General features: G+C 66.9%; 13 protein-coding genes. 6 read left to right on the plus strand and 7 right to left on the minus strand.

What is annotated here, in order from left to right; translation table 11 throughout:
• Positions 1-33 precede the first annotated feature (33 nt).
• Genes ntrX through dusB form a run of 5 tightly spaced genes read right to left on the minus strand, consistent with a single transcriptional unit; the run spans position 34 to position 7224 of the window.
• Positions 34-1410 carry a nitrogen assimilation response regulator NtrX gene (gene ntrX, locus DFR49_RS01770; protein WP_119034322.1) on the minus strand — a complete coding sequence of 459 codons (1377 nt, stop codon included), beginning with the start codon at positions 1408-1410 and terminating at the stop codon, positions 34-36.
• Positions 1411-1412: 2 nt separating this feature from the next.
• Positions 1413-3653 (minus strand): sensor histidine kinase NtrY-like, encoded by a 2241-nt coding sequence (locus DFR49_RS01775; protein ID WP_119034323.1) that lies wholly within the window; start codon positions 3651-3653, stop codon positions 1413-1415.
• 52 nt (positions 3654-3705) lie between these two features.
• On the minus strand, positions 3706-5160 hold the full coding sequence (ntrC, locus tag DFR49_RS01780; protein ID WP_119034324.1) for a nitrogen regulation protein NR(I): 1455 nt from the start codon (positions 5158-5160) through the stop codon (positions 3706-3708).
• Positions 5157-6257, minus strand: coding sequence for a two-component system sensor histidine kinase NtrB (locus tag DFR49_RS01785; protein WP_119034325.1), 1101 nt, complete (start codon positions 6255-6257; stop codon positions 5157-5159). The genes ntrC and DFR49_RS01785 overlap by 4 nt, the downstream gene beginning before the upstream one ends.
• The gene (gene dusB, locus DFR49_RS01790) at positions 6226-7224 is read right to left on the minus strand and encodes a tRNA dihydrouridine synthase DusB (RefSeq protein ID WP_119034326.1); all 999 of its coding nucleotides are present in this window, start codon (positions 7222-7224) and stop codon (positions 6226-6228) included. The genes DFR49_RS01785 and dusB overlap by 32 nt, the downstream gene beginning before the upstream one ends.
• An 81-nt stretch (positions 7225-7305) precedes the next feature.
• Between dusB and DFR49_RS01795 the strand changes: the two genes are divergently transcribed.
• From DFR49_RS01795 to DFR49_RS01805, 3 genes are read left to right on the plus strand one after another with little or no spacing between them, the layout of a single operon-like run.
• Positions 7306-8454, plus strand: coding sequence for a bifunctional 2-C-methyl-D-erythritol 4-phosphate cytidylyltransferase/2-C-methyl-D-erythritol 2,4-cyclodiphosphate synthase (locus DFR49_RS01795; protein ID WP_119034327.1), 1149 nt, complete (start codon positions 7306-7308; stop codon positions 8452-8454).
• Positions 8455-8457: 3 nt separating this feature from the next.
• Positions 8458-8997, plus strand: coding sequence for a hypothetical protein (locus DFR49_RS01800; RefSeq protein WP_119034328.1), 540 nt, complete (start codon positions 8458-8460; stop codon positions 8995-8997).
• A gap of 3 nt (positions 8998-9000) precedes the next feature.
• Positions 9001-9528, plus strand: a complete 528-nt coding sequence (locus DFR49_RS01805; RefSeq protein WP_119034329.1) for a CinA family protein — start codon at positions 9001-9003, stop codon at positions 9526-9528.
• Here the strand turns inward: DFR49_RS01805 and DFR49_RS01810 are convergent.
• Together DFR49_RS01810 and lipA are read right to left on the minus strand one after the other, a co-directional pair.
• Positions 9462-9947: a type II toxin-antitoxin system RatA family toxin gene (locus DFR49_RS01810; RefSeq protein WP_119034330.1), complete on the minus strand. Its 486-nt coding sequence runs from the start codon at positions 9945-9947 to the stop codon at positions 9462-9464. The genes DFR49_RS01805 and DFR49_RS01810 overlap by 67 nt on opposite strands.
• Positions 9947-10882 carry a lipoyl synthase gene (lipA, locus tag DFR49_RS01815; protein ID WP_119035225.1) on the minus strand — a complete coding sequence of 312 codons (936 nt, stop codon included), beginning with the start codon at positions 10880-10882 and terminating at the stop codon, positions 9947-9949. The genes DFR49_RS01810 and lipA overlap by 1 nt, the downstream gene beginning before the upstream one ends.
• A gap of 66 nt (positions 10883-10948) precedes the next feature.
• Between lipA and DFR49_RS01820 the strand changes: the two genes are divergently transcribed.
• From DFR49_RS01820 to DFR49_RS01830, 3 genes are read left to right on the plus strand one after another with little or no spacing between them, the layout of a single operon-like run.
• Entirely contained in the window at positions 10949-11596 is a 648-nt protein-coding gene (locus DFR49_RS01820; protein ID WP_119034331.1) for a carbonic anhydrase, read from the plus strand.
• Entirely contained in the window at positions 11593-12066 is a 474-nt protein-coding gene (locus DFR49_RS01825; protein ID WP_119034332.1) for a GreA/GreB family elongation factor, read from the plus strand. Before DFR49_RS01820 ends, DFR49_RS01825 begins: the two co-directional genes overlap by 4 nt.
• Positions 12063-12245 carry a hypothetical protein gene (locus tag DFR49_RS01830; RefSeq protein WP_119034333.1) on the plus strand — a complete coding sequence of 61 codons (183 nt, stop codon included), beginning with the start codon at positions 12063-12065 and terminating at the stop codon, positions 12243-12245. The genes DFR49_RS01825 and DFR49_RS01830 overlap by 4 nt, the downstream gene beginning before the upstream one ends.
• Positions 12246-12251: the final 6 nt, after the last annotated feature.

Here is a 12251-nt window from a genome sequence, read left to right on the forward strand (position 1 = left end):
TAGGGACGCGGTGGCGCCGCGTCCACTGCTGGCTCAGGATTCGCGGGTTTCGGTGATACCGAGCAGCTTGAGCTTGCGGTGCAGCGCCGAGCGCTCCATCCCGATGAAGCTCGCGGTACGCGAGATATTGCCCGAGAATCGCCGGATCTGGACGCGCAGATATTCGCGTTCGAACGTCTCGCGGGCCTCACGCAGCGGCGCCCCCATGATCGCCGCGCTCCCGTTGCCGCCGAGATCGCCCTGTTCGCCGAGCACCTCGGCGGGCAGAAGATCGATCTCGATCCGGCCGATGCGGTCGCCGGGCGCGAGGATCACCGTCCGCTCGACGACGTTGCGGAGCTGGCGCACGTTGCCCGGCCAATCACAAGATTGCAGCGCGACCATCGCGTCGGGGGCGATCTCGGGGGTCGGCACGCGGCGCTCGGCGGCGTAATGCGCGACGAAATGCTCGACCAGCGGCGGAATATCCTCGCGCCGGTCGGCCAGCGGCGGGATCGCGACCGGGACAACATTGAGCCGGTAATACAGATCCTCGCGGAAACGGCCCTCGGCAATCTCCTCGGTCAGGTCGCGCGCCGTGGCGGAAACGACGCGCACGTCGACCTTGACGACGCGCTGCCCGCCGACACGGGTGAAGCTCTGATCGGTCAGCACGCGCAGGATGCGGCCTTGCGTGGCAAGCGGCATGTCCGCGATCTCGTCGAGAAACAAGGTGCCGCCGTGCGCCTGTTCGAGCATACCGGGCCGAACGAGGTCACCCCCCTCCTCCACCCCGAACAATTCCTCCTCGACGCGTTCGGGCGTCATCCGTGCCGCGCTGACGACGACGAACGGCGCGCTCGCTCGCGGGCTCCAGCCATGCAGCAGGCGCGCCGCTATCTCCTTGCCGACCCCGGCCGGGCCGGTGACCATCACGCGGCTGCCCGTCGAGGCGACGCGCTTCAACGTCGCGCGAACCGCGTTTATCACCGCCGACGCGCCGGTGAGGTCGCTGTCGCTCGCCACCGAGGCGCGCAGCGAGGCGATCTCGCGCTTCAACCGCTCGGTCTCGGTCGCGCGCTCGACCATCAGCAGCAACCGCTCGGCCTCGAACGGCTTTTCGATAAAATCGGCCGCGCCGCGCCGGATCGCGGCGACCGCGGTATCGAGATTGCCGTGGCCCGAAATCACCAGCACCGGGATCGAGGGATCGCGCCGCTTGATCTCGTCGAGCAAATCGAGCCCGTCGAGCCGTGAGCCCTGGAGCCAGACGTCGAGCAGCACCAGCGAGGGCCGCCGCGCCGCGATCGCCTCCAGCGCGGCGTCACTATCCGCCGCGTTGCGCGCCTCATAGCCTTCGTCCTCGAGCACGCCGGCCACGAGTTCGCGGATATCGAGTTCGTCATCGACGACGAGAATGTCGAGCGTCATAGTCAGGGGGTCCGATTTCTGGTGAGGGCGGGAAGTGGTCGATCGCGGGCGTCGTCGGCGTCCGATCCGTCGCCGGTGTCGATCGCCGCCAGCATCGCGCGATCGAAGGTCATCGTCACCTTCGTGCCCCCGCCCTCGCGATCGGTGAAGGTGACGGTGCCGAGATGCTCTTCGACGATCTTCTTGACGATCGCGAGACCAAGGCCGGTGCCGCGCGATCGCGTGGTCATGTACGGCTCGACCAGCCGGTCACGCTCGATCGGCAGGCCGACGCCGTCGTCGGCCACCTCGATCGTCACGCTATCGTGTTCGGCATCTTCCGAAAGCCGCATCACGACACTGCCGTCGGCCTCATCGTCGCGCGCTTCGATCGCCTCGACCGCGTTCTTGACGATGTTGGTGAGCGCCTGCCCGATCTGGCGCCGATCGCACACCAGCATCACCGCATTGCCCTGATGCTCGAACGAGAAATGGATGTTCGAATGCGCGACTTCGTGGAGGAACAGCGCCTGGCGGCCGATATCGACGAGCGATTCCTCGCGAAAGACCGGCTTGGGCATGCGTGCGAAGGAGGAGAATTCGTCGACCATCCGCCGCAGATCGCCGACCTGACGGACAATCGTTTCGGTCAGGCGCTGGAAGGTGCGGTCGCTCGCCTCGATCTGCTTGCCGTAACGCCGCTGGAGCCGCTCGGCGGCGAGCTGGATCGGGGTGAGCGGATTCTTGATCTCGTGCGCGATCCGGCGCGCGACATCGGACCAGGCGGCGCGGCGCTGGTCGAGCAATTGCTGGGTGATGTCGTCGAACGTGAGCACCTGCCCGGCGGCATCGCGCGTGATCTTGACCGCAAGCGTCCTCGGCTCGCGTTCGGCGGCGACCTGGATCACCGCCTCGCGCGTGTCGCTGTCGAGCAGCGCGTCGAGTTCGGCCGAAAGCGCGGCGAGCGGCCGGCCGACGGGATCGCCGCCGCCCGAATCGAGCAACGCCACCGCCGAGCTGTTGACGAGCTGGACGGTGCGATCCGAATCGATCGAGATCACGCCCGCGGTGACCCCCGACATCACCGCCTCGATCAGCGCGCGCCGGCTTTCGAGCGCGGTCGTCTGCGCTTCGAGCCGTGCGGTCATCACGTTGAACGCGGTGCCCAGCGAGCCGACCTCGTCGCGGGTGCGTGGTTCGGGCACCCGCACCGCGAGGTCGCCCTCGGAAACGCGCAGCGCCGCCCCCACCAACTCGTTGACCGGACGCACCAGCCGATCGGCGACCGCGAGCGCGATCCAGACGGTGAGCGCGATGATCAACACCGCAACCGCGAACAAGGCCGCGTTGAACTTGAGCTGGAGTGCGTGCGAATGCTCCTGGAGCGTCCGGTATTCCTTGATCAGGTCGCTCGCCGCCAGATGCTGGCGGTTGATGAAGGTCGCGTTCACATGCGTGCCGATATACAGATAGAGATCGGGCGCATCGGGCACGTTGATCACGATCCATATCGTGTCCGGGGTGCGGTTGATCGCCGGGTTCTGCTGTTTGCTCAAAAGCTTGAGCAATTGTGGTGTCACGCGCTCCGAAAAACTTTTCTCATTGGGCGGGTTGACCACATCGACGACGTTGATCCCGTCCTTGCCTTCGTAGGTGAACAGCACCGCCTCGCTGAGATTGCGGTACAGCGTCTGCCGCGCGAGATAATTGTGCCCGACCTCGGTGCCGACCGGATAAGCGTTGCGATTGTCGCCGAGATCGGTCGCCATCGCCCGCGCCTCGGCCACCCAGCGATCGATGAACTGGCCCTGCGCATCCTCGACCAGCGCGATCGTCGAGTTGAACGCCGTCTCGGCCTTGCTCGATGCCCAGAACTGGTTGACCGATTGGAACATCACCGATGCCGCGATCACCGTCAACACGATCGGCACGCTCGCGATCAGCGAGAAGATCGCGACCAGGCGAACGTGCAGCCTGCCGTCGCCGGCCGCGTCCGCGCGCGCCGCGCGGCGCTTGGCGACCCGGCGCCCGATCAGCACTAGCAGCGCCGCCACCGGCAGCAGGTTGCCGAGCAGCAGCAAGGCGGCGACGCCCGGGCTCAGCAGTTTCTGCGAGGTGCTGCTGTCGTCGAGGATGAAATAGGTGGCGACACCCATCACGATCGCGGCAACCAACACCGCGATCTCGATCAGCGCCGGCCACGACAATCGCGATTGCCAGCGGCGCGGCTTCCCGCCCGCGATCGTCACCGCATCGGCACTCATCGTTGCATGATTACAACAATACCGATGCAAGCAAAACACATATTAGCCCGCTTCACCGGTCACCCGGACCAGATGGACGCGCCTCATCGTCTGGGTCGAGGTCGATCCCCAGCGTATCGAGCCGTTTGCGCAGCGTGTTGCGGTTGATACCGAGCGCGCGCGCGGTGCGAAGCTGATTGTTCCCGTTGCGCGCCAGCATCCGCCGGATGAGCGGGCGCTCGACTTCGGCGATCACGCGATCGTAGAGCGTGCCATTGGTCAGCGCATCGGGCGCCTCGCGCGCGAGCCTGTCGACGAATGCGTCAACGGCGGCTTCGATACCGATGTCGGCCGATGCCACCTCATCCGGCGATCCTCCGCCCAGCGTCGCGCGAACCTCAGCCGCGCCGATCACTCTATCACGGCTCAGCACCGCCATGCGCCTGGTGATATTTTCAAGCTCGCGCACATTGCCAGGCCAGTCGTGCGCTTCGAGCAGCGCGACCGCGGCCGCGTCGAGCTGCTTGCGCGGCAACCCCGCCTCGGCGGCGCGATCGAGGAAGTGCCGTGCGAGCAGCGCGACGTCCTGACGCCGTTCGCGCAGCGCAGGAAGCGTGATCGGCACCACGTTGAGCCGGTAGAACAAATCCTCGCGGAACCGCCCGTCGGCGACAGCGCGAGTGAGGTCGCGATTGGTGGCGGCGACGATGCGGACGTCGGCACGGATCGTCCGTCCGCCGCCGACGGTGGTAAACTCGCCCGACTGGAGCACGCGCAGCAACCGAGTCTGCGCTTCCATCGGCATGTCACCGATCTCGTCGAGGAACAAGGTGCCGCCGGCTGCCTGCTCGAAACGCCCGGCAGCGCGGGCTTGCGCGCCGGTGAAGGCGCCGCGTTCATGGCCGAACAGCTCCGATTCAATCAACTCGCGCGGGATCGCGGCCATGTTGATCGCGACGAAGGGCGCGTGGCGGCGTGGCCCGAGATCGTGGATCGCCCGCGCCACCAGTTCCTTGCCGGTGCCCGATTCGCCCGACACCAGCACCGTCAGATCGTTCGAAACGACGCGGGCGATGACGCGGTAGACGTCCTGCATCGCCGGCGAGCGGCCGATCAGCGGCAGCGCGGCGTCTTCTTCACCCAGCGGCGCGACGGGAACGCCGCCTTCGCGGGCGAGCGCGCCCGCCACCGCACGCATCAGCGCGTCGAGATCGAACGGCTTGGGCAGATAATCATAGGCGCCGACCTCGGTCGCGCGGACCGCCGTCGTCAGCGTGTTCTGCGCCGACAGCACGATCACCGGCAGTCGCGGATGATCGCGCACGAAACTGGCGACCGCGTCGAGGCCGTTGCCGTCGGGCAGCACGACATCGGTCACCAGCACGTCGGGCAGCCCGCGATCGAGCGCGCGCCGCATCTCGGCGAGCGATCCGGCAGCGACGACGTCATGCCCCGCCCGATCGAGCGCACGCGCGATCACGGTGCGGATCGCTGCATCGTCGTCGACGACGAGCACGGTCGCGGTCATGCCGCCGCCCCGCGTGCGAGACGCACCCGGAGGACGGTCGCCTCGGGGCTGCCTTCACGCGCATATTGGACGATACCGCCCATCGCCCGCACCAATTTATCGACCAAAGCCAGCCCCAATCCCTTGCCTTCGGGACGGCCCGATACGAACGGATCGAACAGTAGTTCGGCAATGTCGGGCGGCGCGCCGGGACCGTTATCGATCACCGCGAGTTCGATCGGCAGCGCCCGCCGGGGCTTGTCGGGGCCGGCGTCGATCGCGACGCCCTGGCGATAGGCGGTGGTGAGCAAGATGCGCGGCTCGACCTGCCCCGCCACGGCCTCGCACGCATTCTTGAGCAGGTTGATGACGACCTGGAGCAGCGCATCGCGGTTGACGAGCACCGGCGGCAACGACGGGTCGAAGCGTTCGTCGATCGCTACATCGCGCGCAAACCCCGCGCGGGCGACGCGGCGGGCGTGATCGAGCAGCGGATAGATGTTCTCCGAGGTCAATTCGAGCGGGGTCGTGTCGCTGAAATCCTGCATCCCGTCGATCAGCGCGGCGATCCGATCGACCTCGGTGACGATCAACGACGTCAGGTCGGCGGCCCCTTCCCCGCCCTCGAGAAGCTGCGCGGCCCCGCGAATGCCCGACAGCGGGTTCTTGATTTCGTGCGCGAGCATCGCCGCTGCGCCCACCGCGGCGCGCGCGCCCGCATCGCGCCCCGGCGATACCCCCATCGCGCGCGGGGTGGCGGCATGGTGGAGCGTGATCACGCGCCATCCGGCGTGATCGGCAAGCAGCGCTTCGAGATAATCGACCCGGACGCGCGCGCCGCGGCTGGTTTCGATTTCGACATCGAACGCCGCGAGCGCATGGCCGTCGCGGCGCGCGCGTGCGGGACCGGGCAAGGCGAGCAGATCATCGAGCCGCTGGCCGACGAGAACGCGTTCGGAAAGGTTGAGTAACTGCTCGCACGCGGCATTGACCCGCGCGATCCGCCGATCGGGATCGATGACGAGGATACCGACCGGCAAGGCCGCGAGCAGTTCCGACAGCGCCGGGCCGCCCGCCGCGAGGGTTTCAGGCCGCGGCACGATTGCGCCACGGCGCATAGAAATCGGCGAGCATCGCCTTGACGACCCTGGCGTCGGGTTCCTGATTGACCTTGTTGCGGAACTCCGCCGAACCATGCAGCCCGCGCGTGTACCAACCGATGTGCTTGCGCGCCATATTGACCCCGGTTTCGGTGCCGTAATGGGAGAGCATCGCATCGTAATGCTCTGCAATGACGTGATATTGCTCGTCAAGCGACGGATCGGGACGGCGCGTGCCGGTGGCGAACCAGTGCATCATCTGGCCGAGCAGCCACGGCCGGCCATAGGCGCCACGCCCGACCATCAGCCCGTCGGCGCCCGATTGCGCCAGCGCGGTTTCGGCATCGTCGATTCCACAGATGTCACCGTTCACGAGCACCGGCACGGTCACCGCATCCTTCACCCGGCGCACGAAGCTCCAATCGGCCTCGCCCTTGTAGAGCTGACAGCGTGTACGGCCGTGGATGGTGATCATCCTGACGCCGATGTCCTCGGCGATCCGCGCCAGCTCGGGCGCATTGAGGCTGGCATGATCCCAGCCCATCCGGGTCTTGAGCGTCACCGGAACGTCGACGGCTTTTACCACCGCTTCAATGATATCAGAGGCGAGTTTCACGTCACGCATCAGCGCGGAGCCCGCCCAGCCGTTGACGATCTTGCGGACCGGGCAGCCCATGTTGATGTCGATGATCGCGGCGCCCTTGTCGGCGGCGAGCTTGGCCGCCTCGCCCATTTCGTACGCGGTGCAGCCGACGAGCTGCATCGACACCGGCTCCTCGAGCGGATGCCACGCCGCCTTCTGGATCGACTGGCGCGTCTCGCGGATCGCGGCCTGGCTGGCGATCATCTCGGTGACGTTGAGCCCCGAGCCGTAGCGGCGCACGAGCGTGCGGAACGGCATGTCGGAAACGCCGGTCATCGGCGCCAGCACGATCGGGCTGTCGATCCGCACGGGGCCGACCTGGATGGGGGCGAGTGTCGTCATGATGTGCCTGAAAATTGGGCAGCGCTTTATCGGACGCGCGCGCTGCTGGCAAGCGTCGCTGGCTTGGGCTAGGCGCACGCGATGACCATGCACCGCACGATCGCGCTGATCGTCGCCGCCGGCCAGGGAACGCGGCTCGGCGGCCCGCCCAAGCAGTTCGCGATGCTTTGCGGCAAACCGATGATCATGCATAGCTACGCCGCGCTTTCTGCGCACGAAGCGATCGATGACGTCGTCGTCGTGGTCGGCGCCGGACAGAGCGGGATGCTGGCTGCCGCGATCGGCCCCGTGCGGCATGTCACCGGCGGCGCGACACGCCGGGAATCGGTGCAGGCGGGGCTCGCATCGCTGGCGGACGACGCGCCCGCGCGCGTGCTGGTCCACGATGCCGCCCGCCCGTTCCTCTCGGCTGCGGTGGTTGATCGCCTGCTCGCGGCGCTCGAGACGCATGACGGCGCGGTGCCGGTGCTTCCGATCGCCGATACGCTCGCGCAGGGCGGCGCGACACTCGGTGAGACGGTGGCGCGCGATGGCCTGTACCGAATCCAGACTCCACAAGCGTTCAGGTTCGAGGCGCTACTCGAAGCCCATGCGCGCTGGCCCGCCGGCGAGGAAGCGACCGACGATGCGCAGATGGTGCGCCGCTTTGGCGGCAGAATCGCACTGGTCGAGGGAGACACGATGCTCGACAAGATCACCTACCCCACCGACATTGCCGCCGCCGAGGCGCGCATCGGCGGCGCGATGGTCTCGCGCAGCGCGACCGGATTCGATGTCCATCGCCTCGTCGCGGGCGAACAATTGTGGCTGGGCGGCGTGCTGATCCCACACGACAAGGGGCTGTCGGGGCATAGCGACGCCGATGTCGCGCTCCATGCGCTTACCGATGCGTTGCTGGGCACGATCGCCGCGGGCGATATCGGCACGCATTTTCCGCCAAGCGACCCGCAATGGAAGGATGCGGCGTCGGACCGGTTCCTCCGGCATGCGGCCGCGCTGATCGTCGCGCGAGGCGGTATTGTGGATTTCGTCGATCTTACCGTGATGTGTGAAGCGCCGAAGATCGGTCCGCATCGTGAGGCGATCCGCGCGCGGATCGCGAGCCTGCTCGACCTCGCGCCCGATCAGGTCAGCATCAAGGCGACCACCACCGAGCGGCTGGGCTTCACCGGCCGCGGCGAAGGTATTGCCGCACAGGCGATCGCAACCGTCAGAATACCAAAAGGATAGCGTATGAAGTTCCTTGCCTGCCTGAGTGCGTTCGCGCTCGTTGCCACCAGTAGTGCGGCCGCTGCCGCGACCCCGTGCGTGACCACCGCCGAGGCCGAATCGATCGCGCTCGTCGCGATGCCCGAGATCATCCGTCAGACCGGGCAGGCATGCGCCGCGATGCTTCCCGCAACCGCGCTGATTCGCCAGACGAGCGGCGCGTTTCTGGCGCAATATGACAGCGCGGCGAACCGGGCCTGGCCGCAAGCGCAGGCCGCGCTCGCAAAGGTCGCGGGGCCGGATATGGCGCCGTTGCTGCAATCCGAATTCACCCGGCCATTGCTCGTGTCACTGCTCGCGCCGGCGCTCGTCGGGCAGATCCAGACGCGCGATTGCGGGGCGATCGATCACATGATCACGCTGCTCCAGCCGCTGCCTCCGCGCAACATCGCGGGGCTCGTGGTATCCGCGCTCGAACTGATCCGTGAGAAGCAGGACGCGGGCGTGCTCGATACGCGGCTGCCGACGCTTGATCTCCCGCTCTGCCCGGCGCAGAGGCGCTGACGCATGGATACCATCCTCCCCGCCGAACTCGTCGAGGCCGCGCGTCGCGTGGTCGATGCCAATCAGGCCGCGGGCCGCCGCGTCGCGCTAGCCGAGAGCTGCACCGGCGGGCTCGTCTGCGCCGCGCTCACCGAAATCCCTGGCTCGTCCGAGGTGCTCGACGCAGGGTATGTCACCTATTCGAACGAGGCCAAGCTGGCGTCGCTCCATGTCAGCAGCGACGTCATCGAAACCTTCGGTTCGGTGTCGATCGCGGTCGCGTGGAGCATGGCGCAGGGCGTGCTCGAACAATCGGGCGCCGATGTCGCGGTCGCGATCACCGGGATCGCCGGCCCCGGCGGCGGCAGCGAGAAGAAACCGGTGGGCCGCGTGGTGTTCGCGCGCGCCGAACGCGGGGCCGATCCGGCCGATGTGATCGCCGACGCCAAGGATTTCGGCGATCAGGGGCGTGGCGGGGTGCGGCTTCAGGCCGCGCTGTGCGCGCTCGAATTGCTGATGCCCGACGTCGAACCCTTCGCATCGGCACCGTAAAGCTCGGCCGCGCGCGTCTCAAACGCGCCGATCATCTTCCTGAGCGCGCGATCGAACACCTGCCCCGCCAGCATTTCGAACACGCGATTGCGAAACGCGAAGTCGACGCAAAAATCAACCGCGCAACCATCAGGTTCGGGCGCGAACTTCCAATGATTCGTAAGATATTTTAGCGGCCCTTCGAGATAATCGACATGGATTTCGCTCGGCCGCGTCTTCTGGACGCGCGAGGTGAAGGTTTCGCGCAAGCCCTTGAAGCCGACGATCATGTCCGCGACCATCTCGGTCGCACTGTCCGAGCGCACCCGGATCGCGCTGACCCAGGGCAGGAATTCCTCATAACGCTTCACGTCGGCGACCAGATCGAACATCTGCTCGCAACTGTACGGAAGGTGGCGGACCTCGTGGTGCTGGGGCATCAGGCCGCCGGTGCAGCCGCCCCGGCCAGCTTCGCTTCGCGATTGGCGCGCATCCGCTCGAAATCGTCGCCGGCGTGATAGCTCGACCGCGTCAGCGGCGACGAAGCGACCAGCAGGAAGCCCTTGGCGCGCGCGATCGCCGCATAAGCATCGAACGCCTGAGGAGTGACGAAATCGATCACCTTGGCGTGGCGCGGGGTCGGCTGGAGATACTGGCCCATCGTCAGGAAATCGACATCGGCCGAGCGCATGTCGTCCATCACCTGATGCACCTCGAGTCGTTCCTCACCTAGCCCGAGCATGACGCCTGATTTGGTGAAGATCGACGGATCGAGCTTCTTGACGCTCTCGAGCAGCCGCAGCGACGCGTAATAGCGCGCGCCCGGGCGGATCGTGGGATAGAGCCGCGGCACCGTCTCCAGATTATGGTTGTAGACGTCGGGCCGCGCCGCGACGATCATCTCGACCGCGGCATCGGCCTTGTTGCGGAAATCGGGGGTCAGGATCTCGATCGTCGTTTTGGGTGCCGCCTTGCGAATCGCCTCGATCACCCGCACGAACTGACGTGCGCCGCCATCGGGCAGATCGTCGCGATCGACCGAGGTGACGACGATGTGCTGGAGCCCCATCTGCACCGCGACCTCGGCGACATGCTGCGGCTCCAACGGGTCGACCGCGCGCGGCATCCCGGTCTTGACGTTGCAGAAGGCGCAGGCGCGGGTACAGGTGTCGCCCAGGATCATCACCGTCGCGTGCTTCTTGGTCCAGCACTCGCCGATGTTCGGGCACGCCGCTTCTTCGCAGACCGTCGTAAGGTTTTTCTCGCGCATCAGTCGCTTGGTCTCGGCGAAGCCGGCGCTGGTCGGCGCCTTGACGCGAATCCAGTCCGGCTTGCGTGCGCGCGGCGGACGGGCGAGCGGAGTCATCTCGTTCATGGCCGCCAGATAGCGATTGTCGCAACCGCTTGCCAGCCCTGCGTCAACCTGCAAATAGGGCGGTCCATGACAGACTTCGCGGACCTCATCGCCGGTTATCGCCGTTTTCACGACCATGACTATCTAGATCACCACGCGCGCTGGGCCGAGCTTGCGCAAAGCCAGAAACCGCGCGTCATGGTGATCGCCTGTGCCGACAGCCGCACCGATCCGGCGACGGTGTTCGATGCCTCGCCCGGCGAGATTTTCGTTGTCCGCAATATCGCCAATCTGGTGCCGCCCTATGAGATCGGCGGCGGCCGCCACGGCGTGTCCGCGGCGATCGAATTCGCGGTCTCGCAACTCGAAGTTCCCGAGATCGTGGTGATGGGCCACGGATCGTGCGGTGGCGTCAGCGCGTCGCTCAGCCACGCGTTCGTCGACAAGGCGCCCGGTGACGGCGCCTTCATCGCCAACTGGGTCAACATGCTTGACGAGGCCCGCGACCGGATCGTCGCCGAACATGGGCAAGGCGAGGAAGCGACTCGTGCGCTCGAACTCGAAACGGTACGCGTCTCGATCGCCAATATCCGCACCTTTCCGTTCGTGGCCGAGCGCGAAGCCGCCGGAAAACTGACGCTGCGCGGCGCCTATTTCGCGATTCGCGACGGCGTGCTCTGGGTGATGGACGATACCGGCGCGTTCAACCCCGTGATCGGCAGCGCGGAGACGTGAGCGTCGCCTTCCGGCGCGAAAGCGACGAGGAACACAAGGAACCTCGTTTCGAACTGCCGCTGCCGGCCGGGCCCAATATCGTTACGCCGCGCGGTCTTCGCCTGATCTGCGATCAGGTGCTGGTGCTCGAACAATCGCTTGCCGCCGATCCGGCCGAGCCCGAGTCGCGCCAACGCGAACTGCGCTACTGGAACACCCGCGCCGCGACCGCCGAACTGGCCCCGCCCCCACCCGAGGGCGAGGTCGCGATCGGCACGCGCGTGCACTTCCGCCTCGACGGCGCCGAGCGCACGATCGATATCGTCGGCGCCGACGAGGCCGACCCCGCCGCACAGCGAATCGGCTTCGCGGCACCGCTGGCGCAGGCGATGATCGGCGCGGAAAGTGGCGATACCCTGCCCTTCAACGACCGGCCCGAGGCGATCGAAATCCTCGCTGCCTTCCCCATTCCCGCTGAGGACGACGCATGAGCGCCAAGACCTTTGAACGCCACCGCCAGCCCTGGCGGCCCGACGAGGTGCAGAAGCTGCATACGCTGGCGAAGAAGGGCATGGCGCTCAAGGCGATCGCCAAGGCGCTCACGCGCAGCGAGGAATCGGTCAAGGAGCGCGCCAAGCAGGACGGCCTGGCCATCGCCAAGCTGCGCTGAGGCGCC

The sequence above is a fragment of the Hephaestia caeni genome (genome assembly GCF_003550065.1).
Classification (GTDB): Bacteria; Pseudomonadota; Alphaproteobacteria; order Sphingomonadales; family Sphingomonadaceae; genus Sphingomonas; species Sphingomonas caeni_A.